Raw genomic sequence first — 18,388 nt, forward strand, 5'->3', positions numbered from 1 at the left:
GAACTGGAGGATTCGGCCACGTCCCCCCGGGTAGGTAGCGCACACGTCGCACCGAGCGCCGAACCGGGTCAGGAGCAGCCGAGATGAGCACCATGCCGAGCGACCGGGGCCCGGACGGCACGCTGGCCTTCCTCCGCGAGGGCTACCGCTTCGTCGGGGCCCGCTGCGACCGCCTCGGCACCGACGTCTTCCAGACCCGGCTGCTGCTGGAGCACACGATCTGCCTGCGTGGCCGGGAGGCCGCCGAGCTGTTCTACGACGAGGAGCGGTTCGTCCGGCGCGGCGCCATGCCGATGCGCGGGCAGCGCACGCTGACCGGGGTCGGCGGCGTCCAGGGCCTCGACGGGGCGGCGCATCGCGCCCGCAAGGCGATGTTCATGTCGATCATGACGCCGGCCGGGGTCCGACGCCTCGGGCAGCTCTTCGACGACGAGTGGCGGGCCCGCGTCCCGGCCTGGGCGGAGGGCGGCCCGGTGCGGCTCTACGACGAGGTGGGGCGGATGCTGACCCGGGTGGTCTGCGCCTGGGCCGGGGTGCCGCTGACCGAGGCCGACGTGCGCCGCCGGACCGCCCAGCTGCACGCGATGATCGAGGCGCCGGCCGCGGTGGGCCCGAGGCACTGGCGCGGGCTGCTCGGCCGCAGCCGGGCCGAGCAGTGGGCCGGCGCGCTCATCGAGCGGGTCCGCGCCGGGGCGCTGCCGGCCTCCGAGGGCAGCGCGCTGCGGGTCGTCGCCACGCACCGGGACGAGCGGGGCGCGCCCCTGCCCCGCCGGATCGCCGCGGTGGAGCTGCTCAACGTGCTCCGCCCCACGGTCGCGGTGGACCGGTACGTGGTCTTCGCCGCGCTGGCCCTGCACGACCATCCGGGGTGGCGGGACCGGGTACGCGGCGACGACGCCGTGACCGAGCAGTTCGTGCAGGAGGTACGCCGCTACTACCCGTTCTTCCCGGTCGCCGCGGCTCGGGTGCGCCGCTCGTTCGAGTGGCAGGGGTACGCGTTCCCGCAGGGCCGCCGGGTGCTGCTCGACCTCTACGGCACCAACCACCATCCGGGGCTCTGGCCGGAGCCGGAGCGGTTCCGGCCGGAGCGCTTCGCCGGCTGGCGGACCGACCCGTACGGCCTGGTTCCGCAGGGCGGTGGGGACCACCTCACCGGCCACCGCTGCGCCGGCGAGTGGCTCACCATCGAGTTGATGAAGCGGGCGGTGGCCAACCTGACCGGCACGATGAGCTACCGCGTCCCGCCGCAGGACCTCGCGCTCGACCTGGGCACGATGCCGGCCCTGCCACCCAGCGGTCTGCTCGTCGACGGGGTACGGCGGGCCGCCTGAGTCGACCGCCGCACCCCGTCCGCGGTCACGCCGCCTGCGGGTGCAGCACCGTACGCAGGCAGCCGTCCTCCTTCTTCTCGAAGATCTCGTAGCCCCGGGCGCCCTGCTCCAGCGACATCGGGTGGGTGGCCAGGTAGCCGGGGTCGATCTCGCCGGCCGCGACCCGGTCCAGCAGCATCGGGATGTAGCGCTGGGCGTGCATCTGCCCCATCCGCAGCACCAGCGCCTTGTTCATGGCCGCGCCGAGTGGGAACTTGTCCACGAGGCCGCCGTACACCCCGACGATGCTCACCGTGCCGCCCTTGCGGCAGGCCATGATCGCCTGCCGGACCGAGGTGGGCCGGTCGCTCTGCAACCGGACGGTCTGCTTCGCCTTGTCGTACGCGTAGGTGGGCCCGACGTCGTGCGACTCCATGCCGACCGCCTCGATGCAGGCGTCCGGGCCGCGTCCGGCGGTCATCTCCCGCAGCGCCTCCAGCACGTCGGTCTCCGCGTAGTTGATCGTCTCCACGCCGAGGCGGTGGGACGCGGTGTCGAGCCGTTCCGGCAGCCGGTCGATGACGATGACCCGCTCGGCGCCGAGGATCTGCGCGGACCGGGCGGCCATCTGGCCGACGCCGCCGGCGCCCCAGACCGCGACCACCTCGCCGCCCTTGAGCGCGCAGAAGTCGGCGGCCATCCAGCCGGTCGGCATGGCGTCGGAGGCGAACACCACCGAGTCGTCCGGCACCCCGTCCGGCACGGTGAACGCGCCGACGTCGCCGAACGGCACCCGGATGTACTCGGCGTGGCTGCCCGAGTAGCCACCGGCCGCGTGCGAGTAGCCGAGGATGCCGGCCGGCGAGTGGCCCCACAGCTTCTCCGTGAAGACCGGCTGCGGGTTGGAGTTGTCGCAGAGCGAGTACTGCTCGGTGCGGCAGTACCAGCAGCCGCCGCAGGCCACCACCGAGCCGACCACCACCCGGTCACCGACGGAGATCCGCTGCACGTCCGGGCCGGTCTCGACCACCTCGCCCATGAACTCGTGGCCGAGCACGTCCCCCTCCCGCATCGCCGGCAGGTACCCGTTGATGAGGTGCAGGTCCGAGCCGCAGACGCTGCTCGCCCGTACCTTGACGATGATGTCGCCGGCCGATCGGATGGTCGGCTCCGGCACGTCCCGGACGGCGAGCTTGCCGACGCCCTCCCAGCACAGCGCCCTCACGGCCGGCCTCCCACGATCAGCTTCTCGCGTACCTTGTCCGTCGCCCGCTCCTGGCGCGGGCTGCGCCCCGACGGGTCGTGCCGGGTGTCCAGCACCTGGCCGGTCTCGATCAGCGACTTGATCCGGCGCAACGCGGTGCGCAGCGCCAGGTCCGGCTCGTCCCCGCCGACCAGGCCGACCGCCCGACGCACCGGCCCGGAGCGCCAGCGCAGCTCGGCGCGGATCTCGGTGCCCCGGTCCTGCGGCGCGGCGACCAGCTCGATGCGTCCCCGCTGGACCACCGGACCCGCCGTGGTCCGCCAGCTCAACCGGCCCGGGCCCTCGACGGTGATCTCGGCCCGCCACCCGGCACTGCCGCCGGCCGGGTCGGCGGCCACGCAACGCCACCGCTCGTCGTCGATCTGTTCCAACGTGGCCCATTCGGCCAGTCCCCGGTCGAGCCGTTCCCGGTCGGTCCAGAAGCCGATCACCGCGTCGACCGGCCGGTCGACGGTGATCCCCCGGTGCACCACGTACCACCCGTCCTCGCGGTCGGGTTGGTGCCGGTGCCGGCGTCGGACCAGGGTCCGGGTGATCCCGAGCGCCGTCAGCGCGGCGGCGCCGCCCAGCGCCCACCTCGTCGCGTTGCTGTTCATCACGTCTCCTCCAGCTTCGGACGGCTCGACCGTCCGTATTCGGCTGCGCTACCCGCCCCGGAGCTGCCGAAACGGTTTCAGGGACCGCATTTCGGGCACTCGCGGGTTCCGCACCGACGGGAGGCCACATGACCCGAGCGACCGCCACACACCGACCGCGACACCCGGGGCGGACCGCCACGACGTCCGCGCCGGTCCGGCTTCCGATGGCGTACGTCCTGCCGCTGCGCGCCGCCGACGACCACGGCCTCGACGAGCTGACCGGCTACCTGCGCGAGCTGAGCGGCTGGGTCGACGTGGTGGTGGTCGACGGCTCCTCGCCGGAGCTGTTCGCGCGGCACGCGGCGGCCTGGGACGGGCTGGTCCGCCACGTCCCGCCGGACCCGGCGCTGCGCGGGCGCAACGGCAAGGTGCTCGGGGTGCTCACCGGCGTCGCGCTGGCCCGGCACGAGCACGTCGTGATCGCCGACGACGACGTCCGGTACGACCTGCCGGGGCTGCGCGCCGTGCACGGGCTGCTCGACCGGGTGGACCTGGTCCGGCCGCAGAACCACTTCGATCCGCTGCCGTGGCACGCCTGGTGGGACACCGGCCGGACGCTGCTCGCCCGGGCGCTCGGCGGCGACTGGCCGGGCACCCTGGCGGTGCGCCGGGGCACCTTCCTGGCTATGGGCGGCTACGACCCGGACGTGCTCTTCGAGAACCTGGAGCTGCACCGGACCGTCCGCGCGTACGGCGGCAGCGCCGCGACCCCGGCGTGGCTGTACGTCCGGCGGCTCCCGCCGACCACGGCGCACTTCCTCGGGCAGCGCGTCCGCCAGGCGTACGACGAGACGGCGCGCCCGGCGTGGCTGCTGGCCGGGCTGGCGGTGCTGCCGGCGACGGCGGCCGCGCTCGCCGCCCGCCGCCCCGGGCTGTTGCTGAAGGCGGGGCTGGTCACCGTGGCGGTGGCGGAGCTGGGCCGACGGCGTGCCGGTGGGGCCCGGGTCTTCCCGGCGCACACCACGCTCGCGGCCCCCGCCTGGGTGCTGGAACGCGGGCTGTGCGCCTGGCTCGCGGTGGGCCGGCGGCTGCGCGGCGGAGTGCCCTACGCGGGCGCGCGGCTGGGGGTGGCGGCGCACTCCACCGGGGCGCTACGACGGCGGCTGGCCCGGCGCCGGCCGGACGACCTGGTGCTCTGGGTCGACGCCGCAACGTGAAAGGAAGGGCACCTTCTTGTCGTCAGGCGATAAGAAGGTGCCCTTCCTTACGTGCGACGGTTACGAACGCACCTGCTGGGCGCTCTCCCGGACGTCCTGCGCGGCGCTGCGGCCGTCGTCCTTGACCGCCTGGGCGGCGTCCTGCGCGGTGGCCTTCACGGACTGGGCGGCGTGCTGCGCCGGCTCGCGCAGCTCGTCCTTGAGTTCGGCCGCGACCTCGCCGAGCTTCTCCTTGACCACGCCGCCGTGCTCGGCCGCCTTCTCCTTGACCTGCGCAGCGACCTGCTGCTCGCGGCGGGTCGCCGGGATCAGCGAGGAGACCAGCATGCCGACGCCGAAGGCGATCACACCGGCGGCGATCGGGTTGCCCTCGGACTTCTGCCGCAGGACCTGCGGCGCCCGGTGCGCGGCGTCGCCCACCGTGGACGCGGCGGAGTGCGCCTTGTCGCCCACGGTGGACGCCACCGAGGAAGCGTGGTCGCCCACCGAGTGGGCGGCGTGGCCGGTGCTGTGGCCGAGGTCGGATGCGGTTCCCATCACCTTGTCCTTCACGTTCGTCAGCGCGCTGCGCACGCGCTGCTTGCGGTCGTCGACGATGCGGCTCGGGCTGACCTTGTACGCCAGGGCGTCCACGTCCGAGCTGAGGTTCATGCGGGTGGCTTCGATCTCGCGGCGGATCTGTTCGGGATCGGTGCTCATCGGGTGACTCCCTCCGGGTGCGGCTTGAGTGCGTCGGGAATGCGCTGCACGCTGTCGTTGGTCTGCTTCAGGCCGCGGATCCGCTCGGCGTTCTGCTTCGCCTTCGAGTAGAGGACGGCGGCGACCACGGCCCAGAGCACGGCCACGATCAGCGCGGCCAGCCCGGAGTCCATGACGTTGTCGAGGAACTGCCACACCGCGATGGAGACGAAGAGCGCCACCATGTAGCCGCCGAAGCCGGCGCCGCCGAAGAGACCGGCGGCCTTGCCCGCCTTCTTCCCCTCCTGGCGGATCTCGGCCTTGGCCAGCTCGACCTCCTGGCGCATCAGCGTGGAGAGGTCACCGGTGACCTGGCTCATCAACTGCCCGATCGAGCTGCCCCGTACCTCGTCGGCGTGGTGCGGCGCGCCCGCGGCCTGGTAGCCGGGGTCCTGCGTCGGCACGGTCATGCCGCTGCTTCCCTTCTGCCGGTCCGGCGGGTCACGGGCGGACGGCGCCGCTGGACGGGACGCCCGGCAGCGGGTCGGTCCGCTCCGGCGGGGGCAACGGCTGGCCGGTGCCACCGGCCGGGTCGGCCCAGGTGTTCGGGGCGCCGCCACCGGGGTACGCCGCGCCCGGCGCGGAGTAGCCCGGGTCCGGCTCGGCGTACGTGCCCGGGGTCGGGTCGAGGTAGCCGGCCGGCTGGGCCGGCACCACCGGCGGGGTCGGGATGACGGCGGTGCGGTCCGGGTCGTACGCCGGCTGGACGCCGCTGTTGTCGTCGTTGCCCACCGCGGCGATGTTGCGGGTGAGCCGACCGGCGACCACGCCCAGCAGGGCGGCGCCGACCAGGAACGTGCCCGGGTTACGGCGGGCGTAGCTCTTCACCTCGTTGAGCAGGTCACCCGGCTCGCGCTGCTCCAGCCAGCCGGCCACGCCGTGCACGCGCTCGGCCGCCTGGTGGGCCAGCTCGGTCACCGGGCCGGAACCGCCACCCTGCGCCATCGACCGCATCTCGTCAGCCAGCGACCGCAGGNCTCGCCGTAGAGGTCGCGGGCCTGCCGCTTGGCCTCGCCCACCACCTCCCGGCCCTGCTCCTTGGCGGTCTGCGCGACCGCACCACCGGCGCTTGCGGCGTCGGAGCCGACCTGGCGGGCCTGGTCGCGTACGCCGTTGCCGTTTGTCGACTCGTACGTGGCGGACGTAGGAGAAAGATCGTGAGTCATGGTGTCCCTTCCGCTCGTGCGTTCATAGCGGTTGTGTTCGGGGGGTTGCACGCATCGATTTCCGCGTGACAACTGCCCTACCCTCGTCGGCCGGGTCCATGCCTGATTCGTCAGTTCTCTGCCGGAGCGGTCCACCCCGGTCACAGAATGGGGTGCCCGCCCACCCGGGCGGCGAGGCGTTCCACGGGGGTGACAGCCATGGCGCGTGGCGTGCGCGGACGCACGTCGGCCCGGTCGACGGTGCAGAAGGTGGCCCTCGCGGCGGCCGCCGTCTTCACGCTGATCGGCGTGCTCGGCTTCGTGCCCGGGATCACGTCCCACTACGGCGAGATGACGTTCGCCGGGCACCACTCCGGGGCGAAGCTGCTCGGGCTGTTCCAGGTGTCGGTGCTGCACAACCTGGTGCACCTGCTCTTCGGGCTGGTCGGCCTGGTGCTGGCCCGGCGGCTCGCCGGGGCGCGGCTGTTCCTGGCCGGCGGCGGCGCGCTCTACCTGGTGCTCTGGCTGTACGGCTTCGCCATCGACCGGGAGTCGGCGGCGAACTTCGTGCCGATCAACGACGCCGACAACTGGCTGCACCTGTTCCTCGGCTTCGGCATGCTCGCCGCTGGCCTGCTGCTGAACAACGAGATGGGTGCCGGCGGCCGCCCCGACACCCCGATCGACCGCCCCTGAGCGGGAACTTCAGACCGCGACCGGCATCTGCTTGGCGAAGCAGACGCTGTACGGGTTGTCGACGTACTCGCCGTAGACCGGGATCGGCTGGTAGCCGCTGGACCGGTAGAGCCCGATCGCGGCCGGGAGGTAGGTGCCGGTCTCCAGGCAGACCGTGCGGTGTCCCTGCCGGAAGGCCAACTCCTCCAGCGCGGCCAGCAACTGCCGGGCGATGCCCCGCCCCCGGTACGCCGGCCGGACGTACATCCGCTTCAGCTCGCCGGTGTCGGCGTCGATCGCCTGGAGGCCGCCGCAGCCGACCGCCCGGCCGTCGACGACCACCGCCAGGTAGTGGATGTCGTCGTGCACGACGGTGACCTGCCCGTCCAGCCCGCCGTCGGCCTCCCGCAGCTCACGCTGCTGGGCGATGACGAGTGCGGCGATCTCCGGATCGGTCGCGGGCCGGGATTCGATCAGCATTCCGCCACGGTAGATCGGGCGGATTTCACCTAGGTTTCCGAGCAACGTCCGCAACACGGACGGACCGGAACTAATCGTCGTCAGGCTCCGGTGCGGGCACCGCCGCCTGCTCGTCCTCCGCACGCACCCGCCGGGCCTTGCGGGCGGCCAGCCGGTCGGCCGCCGAGGCCCGCGTCGATTTGTCCTCCAGCCGCACGTCGGTGCCCCGGTTGCCGGGGACGAAGTCGGCGCCGGCGTAGAGCGTGGGTTGCCAGTCGAACTCCCGATCGCCGATCCGCACCAGGTCACCGGCCTGCGCGCCGGCCTTGGCCAGCTTCTCCTCGACGCCGAGGCGGGCCAGCCGGTCGGCCAGGAAGCCCACGGCCTCGTCGTTGTCGAAGTTGGTCTGCTTCACCCAGCGCTCCGGCCGGTTGCCGCGCACCGTGTAGGAGCCGTCCGGCTCGGCCTCGATGGTGAAGCCCGCGTCGTCGACCGCCTTCGGGCGGANCACGATCCGGGTCGGCTCGGCCGGCGGGGCGGCGCGGCGGCTCTCCTCGACCAGCCCGGCCATCGCGTACGTCAACTCCCGCAGGCCCTCGCGGGTGGCGGTGGAGACGTCGAAGACGCGGAAGCCCCGGGCCTCCAGGTCGGGCCGCACGATGTCGGCGAGGTCCTGCCCGTCGGGCACGTCGACCTTGTTGAGCGCGACCAGTCGGGGCCGGTCGGCGAGACCGCCGTACTGGGTCAGCTCCGACTCGATCGCGTCGATGTCGGCGAGCGGGTCGCGGCCGGGTTCCAACGTCGCGGTGTCGACCACGTGCACCAGCACGGCGCAGCGCTCGACGTGGCGGAGGAACTCCAGGCCCAGTCCCTTACCGGTGGCCGCGCCGGGGATCAGGCCGGGCACGTCGGCGACGGTGAAGGTGTGGTTGTCCACCCGCACCACGCCCAGGTTGGGCACCAGCGTGGTGAACGGGTAGTCGGCGATCTTCGGCTTGGCCGCGGAGATCACCGAGATGAGCGAGGACTTGCCGGCGGACGGGAAGCCGACCAGCCCGACGTCGGCGACGCTCTTCAGCTCCAGCACCACGTCGAGCTTGTCGCCGGGCTCACCCAGCTCGGCGAAGCCCGGGGCCTTGCGGCGCGCGTTGGCGAGCGAGGCGTTGCCCCGCCCACCGCGGCCGCCCCGGGCCGCCTCGAACGTGGTGCCGACGCCGACCAGGTCGGCCAGCACCTCACCGTCGAGGCTCTGCACCACGGTGCCGTTCGGCACCTTGATCAGCAGATCGTGGCCGTTGGCGCCGTCCCGGTTCGAGCCGGCGCCACCCTTGCCGTTCTCCGCCTTCAGGTGCGGCCGGAAGTGGAAGTCGAGCAACGTCGTGACCTGCGGGTCGACCACCAGTGACACGCTGCCGCCGTGGCCGCCGTCGCCGCCGTCGGGACCGCCGAAAGGCTTGAACTTCTCCCGGTGGATCGAGACACAGCCGTGCCCGCCGTCGCCGGCCTGCATGTGCAGGACGACCCGGTCAACGAACGTCGTCACGACGCCAATCCTTCCAGCGGGGTCCGCCCCGCACGTGGAAAGGCGAAGCGGGCCGGGACCCGAGGTCCGCGGCCCGCTTNGATGCTGACGGTCTTGCGACCGCGCTTGGTGCCGAACTGCACCGAACCGGCGGCCAGCGCGAACAGCGTGTCGTCGCCGCCACGGCCGACCAGGTCACCGGGGTGGAACTTGGTGCCACGCTGACGGATGAGGATCTCACCCGCGCTGACGACCTGACCACCGAAGCGCTTCACGCCGAGCCGCTGAGCCGCGGAGTCGCGACCGTTACGCGAGCTGGACGCACCCTTTTTGTGAGCCATTGTCCGACGACCTACTTCCCGCTGTTGGAGATGCCGGTCACCTTGACCTGGGTCAGCGGCTGGCGGTGACCCTGGCGCTTGTGGTAGCCGGTCTTGTTCTTGAACTTGTGGATCCGGATCTTCGGGCCCTTGGTGTGTGCGGCGATCTCGCCGGACACCGCGACGTCGGCAAGCTTCGCCGCGTCGGTCACCAGGTCGTCACCGTCGACGAGGAGCACCGCGGTGAGCTTCACCGCGTCGCCGGGGGCACCGGCGAGCTTCTCGACCTCGATCACGTCGCCCTCGGCGACCTTGTACTGCTTGCCGCCGGTCTTGACGATCGCGTACATCGGAGGCGGACTCCCTGTCGTTGAGGCTGCTGACGTCTTCTTCCCACCGTCACCGGTCGGTCGTTCCCACGGCGTCTCGCCGGGAGCCGTGACACCGGCGGCGCGGGCACGCGGGAACTCAGCACACCAAAGTGCGCCGCAGGCAAGGGTACGCCATACCAGCCCCGCTCCCCAAACCGGGCTGCCGGTCAGGCCGGGCAGAGCTGGTCGAGACGCTGCTGGAGCCGGTCGAACTCGGTCTCGTCGATCGCCTGCACGTCCGTGCCGAGCCGGCCGACCTCGGTGGCCAGGTCCGCCAGCAGGGTACGCAGCCGAGGGTCGACGGCCCGCGTCGACTGTTCCCGCAGCACGTCCCGCCAACCCGCCAACGCGCCCTCCGCATCCCGCTTCGCGGCGCCCGCCGCGCCCTCGTCCCCGGTGCCGCCCGCCCGGAGCATCTCCGCCAGCTTCGACACGTACGTCTGCACGGCCGCGGAGCCGGACTGCTTGGCCCGGGCGCAGACGCCCGCGTCGCCGGTGGCGGTCGGGGCCGGAGCGGCGGAGGTGGCCGCCGGGGCCGGCGAGCCGAAGCCCACCGCGAACGGGTCGTCGTCCCGGTCGGCGCAGCCCGCCCCGGCCAGCACCATCCCGGTCAACGCGGTGACCGCGAACACCCGACGCATGTCTCCTCCCTCCGGGACGCGCCGGCCCGACCGGGGGTCGACGGGAGACGGCAGGGCCCCTGCTCGGCACTCTGTTGCCGAAGCAGGGACCCTGCCAAACGCCACGCAGGTCAGCGGCTCACGGCCGGGTACGCCGCCGGGCGCCGCCGCGCCGGGACCGCCGGCGGGAGCCGCCCTCGTCGTCGGTGTCCCCGTCGCCGATCGCGTCCGGGTCGTCGGCCGCGGCCAGACGGGCCGAGTCGCCCTCCTGGCTGTCCGCCACCGCCGACGCGGCCGGCGTGTCGGCCTCGAACCGGGACAGGTCGTAGCCCTGGGTGTCGTAGTAGTCGTCGGGGGACTCGACCACCTCGGCCACGGTCCGCTCCGGCTCGACGGCGGCCGGCGGCTCCGACGCGGTCTCGACGGCGGGCTTCTCCGCGGCGGCCTTGCGACCCCGGCGGCGGCCCTTCTCCTCGACCGGCGCGACCGCCGAGGCGACCGCCTTGACCTTCTCCGCCGTGCCCCCGGTACGCGGCTTCTCCGGCACCGGCTCGGTGTGGACGATCAGGCCCCGGCCCTTGCAGCACTCGCAGGTCTCGCTGAACGCCTCCAGCAGGCCCGCGCCGATCCGCTTGCGGGTCATCTGCACCAGGCCGAGCGAGGTGATCTCGGTGACCTGGTGCTTCGTGCGGTCCCGGCCGAGGCACTCGGTGAGCCGGCGCAGCACCAGTTCCCGGTTCGACTCCAGCACCATGTCGATAAAGTCGATCACCACGATGCCGCCGAGGTCACGCAGCCGCAGCTGGCGCACGATCTCCTCGGCCGCCTCCAGGTTGTTGCGGGTGACCGTCTCCTCCAGGTTGCCGCCGGAGCCGGTGTACTTGCCGGTGTTGACGTCGACCACGGTCATCGCCTCGGTGCGGTCGATCACCAACGACCCACCGGAGGGAAGGAAGACCTTCCGGTCCAGCCCCTTGAGGATCTGCTCGTCGATCCGGTACTCGGCGAACACGTCGGTGACACCGGCGTGCCGGCGCAGCCGCGCCACCAGGTCCGGCGAGACGTGCGACAGGTACGACTCGACCACGTCGTACGCCGACTCGCCCTCGATGACCAGCTCGCGGAAGTCCTCGTTGAACAGGTCGCGGACCACCCGGATGACCAGGTCCGGCTCCTCGTAGAGCAGCACCGGGGCACCACCGGAGGCCGCCTTGGCCTGGATGTCGTCCCACTGCGCCTGGAGTCGCTTGACGTCCCGGGCCAGCTCGTCCTCGCTGGCCCCCTCGGCCGCGGTCCGGACGATCACCCCCGCGCCCTCCGGCACCAGCTTCTTGAGGACGTCCCGCAGCCGCTTGCGCTCGGTGTCCGGCAGCTTGCGGCTGATCCCGGAGGCGTTGCCGTTGGGCACGTAGACCAGGTGCCGGCCGGAGAGCGCGACGTGGCTGGTCAGCCGCGCGCCCTTGTGCCCGATCGGGTCCTTGGTGACCTGCACCAGCACCGAGTCGCCGGAGCGCAGCGCCTGCTCGATCGAGCGGGCCCGGCCCTCCAGCCCGGTAGCGTCCCAGTTGACCTCGCCGGCGTACAGGACGGCGTTGCGCCCGCGCCCGATGTCGACGAACGCCGCCTCCATGCTGGGCAGCACGTTCTGCACCTTGCCCAGGTAGACGTTGCCGGCCATGGTGCCGGACGAGTTGCGGGTCACGTAGTGCTCGACCAGCACGCCGTCCTCAAGCACCGCGATCTGGGTACGGTCGCCGCGCTGGCGGACGACCATCGTCCGGTCGACCGCCTCACGGCGGGCCAGGAACTCCGACTCGCTCAGGATCGGCGGCCGGGTGCGCCGCTGCTCACGGCCGTCCCGGCGACGCTGCCGCTTGGCCTCCAACCGGGTCGAGCCGGAGACGCCCTGCACCTCGTCGACGGCCTTGCGCGGCTCACGGATCTTGACGACGGTGGGCACGCCGTCCTCGGTGGCGGTCTCCGTCTCCCCCGCGCCCCGGCGACGGCGACGGCGGCGACGACGGGTCAGCCCCTCGCCCTCGGCCTCCTCGTCCTCGGCGGTCTCCTCGGCCTCGGCGTCGTCCGCCTCCGCCGTACCGGACTCCTCGTCCTCGGCCTCGTCGGCGCCGCCCTTGCCGCGGCCCCGACCCCGGCGACCGCGGCGGCGACGGCGACGCCCCTCGGCGGTCTCCTCGTCCTCGTCGACCTCGTCGGCGTCGGCGACCTCGACGGCCGGCTCCTCCTCGACGGCCTCGACCTCGGTCTCGACCGGCTCGACCTCGCGGCGGCCGCGGCGACGGCGACGGCCGGTCTCGGCCGGCTCCTCCACCGCCTCCTCGACGACCGGGTAGGTGACCCGGACGACCGGGGCCTCCTCGGGCTGCGGCGGCATGAACAGGACGGTCGGCGCGGAGAGCGCGGCCCGGCGTCGACGACCGGCCGGCGGCTCCTCCTCGGCGGCCTCCGGCTCGGACCTGACCTCGACCTCGGACCTGGGCTCGGCCTCGGGCCCGGCCTCGACGTGCGGCCTGGACCCGGCCTCGACCGGCTCGGTGTCCCGACGACCGCGGCGACGTCGCCGGCCGGTCTCGGCCGGCTCCTCGGCGACGCCCGGAACGGCGGCGCCCGGCGACACCGCGCCGGTGGCGTCCGCCACGCCGCCGGCGCGGGCCAGGGTGACCTCATCGGTACGGGACGACGCGGCGCCCTCGGCCGGAGTGGGCTCGCCCACCTCGCCCTCGGCCTCCTCGTCCTCCTCCTCGGCGGTGTCCGCGATCGGTGCCCGTCCCTCGGCGATCTCGTCCGCGCCCCCCGGCGCCGAGATCGGTCCGTCGACCACGGCCGGCGGCTCCGCGACGGCCGGCGGCCCGGCGGCCTCGGCCGGCGCCTCGGTCGGCGACTCGGCGGGGGGGGGGGGNCGGGGTGGCCTTGCGGCGACGGGTCCGGGTCACCTTGACCGGCGGCACCACCTCGTCCGAGGTGGCCTCCACCCCGGCGGCGACCACCGGCTCCTCGACCGCCTTCGCCGGGGTCGCCTTGCGACGGCGACGGGTGGTCTTCGGCGCGGCCTCCAAGTCGCCGGCCACCGGGGCGAACACCTCGGCCTGCGGCGACTCGTCGCTGCCGGTGGCCGCGGCGGGCGCCTCGACCGGCACGTCGGTCTGCTCCGGCTGGTTGAGCGGAGCCGCCTTGCGACGGCTGGCCCGCTTACGGGCCGGCGGCTTCACCTCGGCGGCGCCGTCGGTGCTGGTGGCGGCGGTCGGGTCGGCCGGCTGCGCGCCGGTCCGGTCGCCGCCCTCGGGCTCGTTCTCGAGCATGGACGTTCTCCAGTTCTGGCTGCCCCGGGCGCGGGTGAGCGCTGCCACGCAGGGTCGCCGCAAAAGGTGTTTCCGCCGGGCGCGCACAACGCGCGACCGCCGAAGTCTGCCTGCCAGAGCACTGACCGTCGGTCAGTGCTCTCCGATGGCTGCCCCGTCGCGATCCGCGTCAAACGGATCGACGATCTCGCCCTGCGCGGTCAGCGTGCCCTGCGCCAGCCGGATCACCTTGGGGGTGACCGGCGGCTCCAGGTCGGCCACCACGCGGAGGCCGGAAAGGACGTCATCGGGCCGTACGGACGGGGTGACCTGCCGCACGACCAGTTCGAGTATCGCACACGGTACGGCCGCCGCCCCGGAAGGCGTCTCAGCCGGTGCCAGCGCATCGATGGCCATCACGGCCGCGCGGGCGTCGAACGTACGCCGGCCCTGCTTGGTCATCCGCTCGACCTGGATCTCCTCGGCCGCGGTGAACGCCGCCACGGCGGCCCGGAGCACGTCCGGGTCGACCTCCGGCAGCTCGATCCGCCAGTGTGACGCCTCGATCCGGTCGGCCAGGCTGCCACCGGTGGCGACCACCGCGTCGAGCACGTCGAGCCCGGGCGAGAGCGCCGCGTCCAGGGCGGCCCGCAGCTGCGTCGGGTCGACCGGCTCACGCAGCCCGATCTCCAGGTATTCCGCCTCGCTGGCCACCCCGGTGGGCGCCGCGGAGGCGTACGAGATCTTCGGGTGCGGGGTGAAACCCTGGGAGAAGGCGATCGGTACGCCGGCCCGGCGCAACGCGCGCTCGAAGGCCCGGGCGAAGTCCCGGTGCGAGGTGAACCGCAGCGGCCCACGCTTGGCGTACCGGATGCGGACCCGCTGGACGACGGGCGCCTGGCCGCCCTCGGGTTGAGGCTTTCTGGCGATCGTGAACTCCTCCGCTGTGCCTGCGTCTCCGCCCCATCCTGGCGCAGCCCCCGCCACCCCCCACCACCGGGTCCACCGCACCCACCCCTGGCGGCGTCGATCATGAAGTTAGCGGTGGAGTTGATCTCCTCCGTCGCCGCCAACTTCATGATCGACCACGGGGTGGGGCGGGGTGGGGTGGGTCAGGTTTGGGCGGGGGTGGGGAGTTTCAGGCCGTTGACCGGGGTCAGGGGCAGCAGCTTGCGGCCGGTGGGGCCGATCTGGATCTCGGTGTCCATGGTCGGGCAGACGCCACAGTCGAAGCAGGGCGTCCAGCGGCAGTCGTCCTGCTCGTACTCCGACAGCGAGTCCTGCCAGTCCTGCCAGAGCCAGTCCTTGTCCAGCCCGGAGTCGAGGTGATCCCAGGGCAGGACCTCCAGCTCCTCGCGCTCCCGGGTGGTGTACCAGTCGAGGTCCACCCCGAACGCCGGCAACGCCTCGGCGGCCGCCTCCACCCACCGCTGGTAGGAGAAGTGCTCGCTCCAACCGTCGAACCGGCCGCCGTTCTCCCAGACCTTGCGGATCACCGCGCCGACCCGGCGGTCGCCCCGGGACAGCAGGCCCTCGATCAGCGACGGCTCGCCGTCGTGGTAGCGGAAGCCGATCGCCCGGCCCAGCGAACGATCGCTGTTGATGGCCTGCTTGAGCAGCTTGAGCCGGCCGTCGATGACCTCCGGACGCTCCATCGGAGCCCACTGGAACGGGGTGTGCGGCTTCGGCACGAACCCGCCGATGGAGACCGTGCAACGGATGTCCTTCGACCCGGTGGCCGCGCGGCCGGCCCGGATCACCTCGTGCGCCATGTCGGCGATCTCCAGGACGTCCGCGTCCGTCTCGGTGGGCAGGCCGCACATGAAGTAGAGCTTCACCTGCCGCCACCCGTTGGTGTACGCGGTGACGACGGTGCGGATCAGGTCGTCCTTCGACACCATCTTGTTGATCACCTTGCGGATCCGCTCCGACCCGCCCTCCGGGGCGAAGGTCAGGCCGGTCCGCCGCCCGTTGCGGGACAGCTCCTGGGCGAGGTCGATGTTGAACGCGTCCACCCGGGTCGACGGCAGCGACAGCGACACGTTCGTGCCCTCGTACTGCTCGGCCAGGCCGGAGCACATGTCGCCGATCTCGGAGTGGTCGGCCGACGACAGCGACAGCAGGCCCACCTCGTGGAAGCCGGAGAACTCCAGCCCCTGCTGCACCATCTGACCGACCGTGGTGATCGAGCGCTCCCGCACCGGGCGGGTGATCATGCCGGCCTGGCAGAACCGGCAGCCCCGGGTACAGCCGCGGAAGATCTCCACCGCGTACCGCTCGTGGACCGTCTCGGCGAGCGGGACCAGGGGCTTCTTCGGGTACGGCCAGGCGTCCAGGTCCATCGTCGTGCGCTTGTGCACCCGGAACGGCACGTCCGGGCGGTTCGGCACCACCCGCTGGATCCGGCCGTCGGGCAGGTAGTCGACGTCGTAGAAGCGCGGCACGTAGACGCTCTCGGTACGCGCCAGCCGCAGCAGCAGCTCGTCCCGGCCGCCCGGGGAGCCCTCGGCCTTCCACTCCCGGACGATGGCGGTGATCTCCAGCACCGCCTCCTCACCGTCACCGAGCACCGCGGCGTCGACGAAGTCGGCGATCGGCTCCGGGTTGAACGCGGCGTGCCCGCCGGCCACGATCACCGGGTCGGCGTCGGTGCGGTCGGCCGCCAGCAGCGGAATGCCGGCCAGGTCGATCGCGGTGAGCAGGTTGGTGTAGCCAAGCTCGGTGGAGAACGAGACGCCGAACACGTCGAAGCCCCGCACCGGGCGGTGGGCGTCGACGGTGAACTGCGGCACCCCGTGCTCGCGCATCAGGCGTTCCAGGTCCGGCCAGACCGCGTACGTGCGCTCGGCGAGCACATCGGGCAGCTCGTTGAGCACCTCGTACAGGATCTGCACACCCTGGTTGGGCAGGCCCACCTCGTAGGCGTCCGGATACATCAGCGCCCACCGGACGGTCGCCGCGTCCCAGTCCTTGACCACCGCGCCCAGCTCGCCACCCACGTACTGGATGGGCTTGGTCACCTGCGGCAGCAACGGCTCCAACCGGGGCCAGACCGACGGCTCGCCGGAGCTGGCAGCGGCCGGACGCGGGGTCGTGGACGAAACGCTCATGATGCCCAAGCGTACGCGGTGCCCAGCGCTCACCTCGCGCCTCGCCCCGTTCCGCCCGTGACCAAGGAGTTTCGCGCACCGAACCGCGCCCGCACCGACCCGAACTCCTTGCTCACGGGCCGGGCGGGATTCGTCGAGGGTGGCGGGGCGGTACTAACCTCGCAACGGCGCGAGAGGAGATTGCCGCGATGCCGCAGCCGCAGCCGGGGGCGGGCCGGCCGGCCGACGGGGCCGAAGGGCCGCCCGTCACCGAGCCGCCGACCGCCGTACCGACGCCGGCCGACACCGAGGCCGCCGTACCGCCGTCCCTGCCCGACGGCGAGGAGGCCGCCGTCCCGCCGTCCGTGCCCGACGGTGGGGAGGTCGCCGATCAACGGGCGGTCCGCATCCCCGACGCCGCGGCCGGCGACCGCGACAGCCCGCCGGCGGCCGACCGCGACGCGCCAGTGAACGCCGACAGCGACGCGCCACCGAAGACGGACGACACCGGCCCGGAGCCGGCGACCGGCGACGGTCCGCAGGCCGACACCGGCACGGCCGGTGTGACCCTGATCGACGACGCGGACCCCCGCCCGCCAACCGGGCACCCCGAGACGGCCACCGCGCGCCCCGAGGCCCCCAGCGTGCAGCCCGAGGCACCCACCGCCCGGGAGGAAGCTCTCACCGCGCAGCCCGAGGCACCCACCGCTCGGGACGAGGCCGTTACCGCTCGGGCCGCGACCGCCCAGGACGGGGCCGGCGTCACGCGGGTCGACGCTGCGGCCGGGTCAACCGTGCGGACCGAGGTGGCGGGTGTCGGGTCCGACGTCGACGCCACCCCGGCCGTACCGGCCACCCGCGCCCGCGGCTCCGCCACCGTGCCCGGCCAGGCCCCGACCCGACCGGCCACCCCCCGCCCCGATCCGCCCCGCCTGGATCCGACCCGGGTCGACAACGCACCGAACCCGACCCGGGTCGACNACCCCACCCGGGTCGACAAGGCACTCAACCCCACCCGCATCGAGCCGGCCGTGCCCCGGTGGAGCGGCTCCGCCGCCGTCCCACCCCCGCCGCCCCGCCGTCGCGGGTGGGGCCAATCCGCGGAGCCGACGCCGGTGCCGCCGACCGCCTCCCCCGAGCACGCCACCCCGGTGGACCCGTGGGCGGGGGTGGACACCACCGGCTGGGACATGGCCTCCGCCGAGGTGGCGGCACTGCCGCCCACGACGGCCTATCCCCTGCCCTGGCCGGCGCCGGCCCATCCGGCGCCGCAGCCCGCCCCGCCGCCGGCCGCCCGTCCGGTGTCACCAACGGCGCCGTACCCGGGTCCACCTGCCGCCCGACCGGTGTCACCGCCCGCGCCGGTCCCGCCGTACCCGGGCCCGCCGGCCGCCCGACCGGTGTCACCGCCCGCGCCCTACCCGGCCGCCCGACCGACCTCACCGCCCGCGCCGGCCCGGCCGCCGAAGCAGCGCCGGGGCCAGCCCGCGCCGCCGCCCGGGTGGGCGGCACCCCGGGGGTACGCGCCGACGCCGGCCCGCCGGCGGCGACGTTGGCCCTGGGTGCTGCTGCTGAGCGTGGCGTGCTGCTGCGGCGTGCCGCTCTGGTGGCTTCAGCCCGTTTCCACCCAGTACCCGGCCAGTGCCAGCCTTCCGGACCAGCTCGACTCGATGCGGAGAAGTGACGACGAGCGCAGCCGGGCCGACGCGGAGGAGCTGAAGAGCCGGGTACGCCAGGCGGACCTGCTCGCCGAGGACACGTTCGCCGGCATCTACACCACGAAC

The 18,388-nt window shown here is 73.5% G+C and carries 15 protein-coding genes and 1 pseudogene; 3 read left to right on the forward strand and 13 right to left on the reverse strand.

Annotation, left to right across the window (positions count from 1 at the left end; genetic code table 11):
* Positions 1-83 precede the first annotated feature (83 nt).
* Positions 84-1,331 carry a cytochrome P450 gene (locus B1205_RS26400; protein ID WP_089158062.1) on the forward strand — a complete coding sequence of 416 codons (1,248 nt, stop codon included), beginning with the start codon at positions 84-86 and terminating at the stop codon, positions 1,329-1,331.
* Positions 1,332-1,356: 25 nt separating this feature from the next.
* Here B1205_RS26400 and B1205_RS26405 read toward each other — a convergent pair whose 3' ends face one another.
* Together B1205_RS26405 and B1205_RS26410 are read right to left on the reverse strand one after the other, a co-directional pair.
* Entirely contained in the window at positions 1,357-2,535 is a 1,179-nt protein-coding gene (locus B1205_RS26405; RefSeq protein WP_089158063.1) for a zinc-dependent alcohol dehydrogenase, read from the reverse strand.
* On the reverse strand, positions 2,532-3,170 hold the full coding sequence (locus tag B1205_RS26410; protein WP_089158064.1) for an SRPBCC family protein: 639 nt from the start codon (positions 3,168-3,170) through the stop codon (positions 2,532-2,534). Before B1205_RS26410 ends, B1205_RS26405 begins: the two co-directional genes overlap by 4 nt.
* Before the next feature lie 206 nt (positions 3,171-3,376).
* Between B1205_RS26410 and B1205_RS26415 the strand changes: the two genes are divergently transcribed.
* Entirely contained in the window at positions 3,377-4,369 is a 993-nt protein-coding gene (locus B1205_RS26415) for a glycosyltransferase family 2 protein (protein WP_254910220.1), read from the forward strand.
* Positions 4,370-4,429: 60 nt separating this feature from the next.
* On the opposite strand, the gene B1205_RS26420 is transcribed toward B1205_RS26415, so the two are convergent.
* Genes B1205_RS26420 through B1205_RS26430 form a run of 3 tightly spaced genes read right to left on the reverse strand, consistent with a single transcriptional unit; the run spans position 4,430 to position 6,052 of the window.
* Entirely contained in the window at positions 4,430-5,068 is a 639-nt protein-coding gene (locus B1205_RS26420) for a DUF3618 domain-containing protein (protein ID WP_089158066.1), read from the reverse strand.
* Entirely contained in the window at positions 5,065-5,517 is a 453-nt protein-coding gene (locus B1205_RS26425) for a phage holin family protein (RefSeq protein WP_089158067.1), read from the reverse strand. Before B1205_RS26425 ends, B1205_RS26420 begins: the two co-directional genes overlap by 4 nt.
* A gap of 31 nt (positions 5,518-5,548) precedes the next feature.
* Entirely contained in the window at positions 5,549-6,052 is a 504-nt protein-coding gene (locus B1205_RS26430) for a hypothetical protein (protein ID WP_254910221.1), read from the reverse strand.
* A gap of 419 nt (positions 6,053-6,471) precedes the next feature.
* Here B1205_RS26430 and B1205_RS26435 point away from each other — a divergent pair, with 419 nt between their 5' ends.
* On the forward strand, positions 6,472-6,948 hold the full coding sequence (locus B1205_RS26435) for a DUF4383 domain-containing protein (protein ID WP_089158068.1): 477 nt from the start codon (positions 6,472-6,474) through the stop codon (positions 6,946-6,948).
* A 9-nt stretch (positions 6,949-6,957) separates the two neighbouring features.
* Here B1205_RS26435 and B1205_RS26440 read toward each other — a convergent pair whose 3' ends face one another.
* The 8 genes and pseudogenes from B1205_RS26440 to B1205_RS26475 form a co-directional block, all read right to left on the reverse strand.
* Entirely contained in the window at positions 6,958-7,407 is a 450-nt protein-coding gene (locus tag B1205_RS26440; protein WP_089158069.1) for a GNAT family N-acetyltransferase, read from the reverse strand.
* 70 nt (positions 7,408-7,477) lie between these two features.
* Positions 7,478-8,929: a GTPase ObgE gene (gene obgE / locus B1205_RS26445; protein ID WP_089158070.1), complete on the reverse strand. Its 1,452-nt coding sequence runs from the start codon at positions 8,927-8,929 to the stop codon at positions 7,478-7,480.
* An 80-nt stretch (positions 8,930-9,009) separates the two neighbouring features.
* Positions 9,010-9,249: pseudogene (gene rpmA / locus B1205_RS26450) on the reverse strand (50S ribosomal protein L27); the annotation flags it as partial.
* An 11-nt stretch (positions 9,250-9,260) separates the two neighbouring features.
* Complete coding sequence (rplU, locus tag B1205_RS26455; protein ID WP_089158071.1) at positions 9,261-9,578, reverse strand: 50S ribosomal protein L21; 318 nt, start codon at positions 9,576-9,578, stop codon at positions 9,261-9,263.
* Positions 9,579-9,766: 188 nt separating this feature from the next.
* On the reverse strand, positions 9,767-10,240 hold the full coding sequence (locus B1205_RS26460; RefSeq protein WP_089158072.1) for a hypothetical protein: 474 nt from the start codon (positions 10,238-10,240) through the stop codon (positions 9,767-9,769).
* A gap of 118 nt (positions 10,241-10,358) precedes the next feature.
* On the reverse strand, positions 10,359-13,058 hold the full coding sequence (locus tag B1205_RS26465) for an Rne/Rng family ribonuclease (RefSeq protein ID WP_441338568.1): 2,700 nt from the start codon (positions 13,056-13,058) through the stop codon (positions 10,359-10,361).
* 610 nt (positions 13,059-13,668) lie between these two features.
* Positions 13,669-14,388 carry a TIGR03936 family radical SAM-associated protein gene (locus B1205_RS26470; protein ID WP_089158093.1) on the reverse strand — a complete coding sequence of 240 codons (720 nt, stop codon included), beginning with the start codon at positions 14,386-14,388 and terminating at the stop codon, positions 13,669-13,671.
* Between the two features lie 239 nt (positions 14,389-14,627).
* On the reverse strand, positions 14,628-16,625 hold the full coding sequence (locus B1205_RS26475) for a TIGR03960 family B12-binding radical SAM protein (protein WP_089158073.1): 1,998 nt from the start codon (positions 16,623-16,625) through the stop codon (positions 14,628-14,630).
* Between the last annotated feature and the right edge of the window lie 1,763 nt (positions 16,626-18,388).

It is taken from the genome of Micromonospora sp. NBS 11-29 (assembly GCF_002140155.1).
GTDB lineage: Bacteria > Actinomycetota > Actinomycetes > Mycobacteriales > Micromonosporaceae > Micromonospora.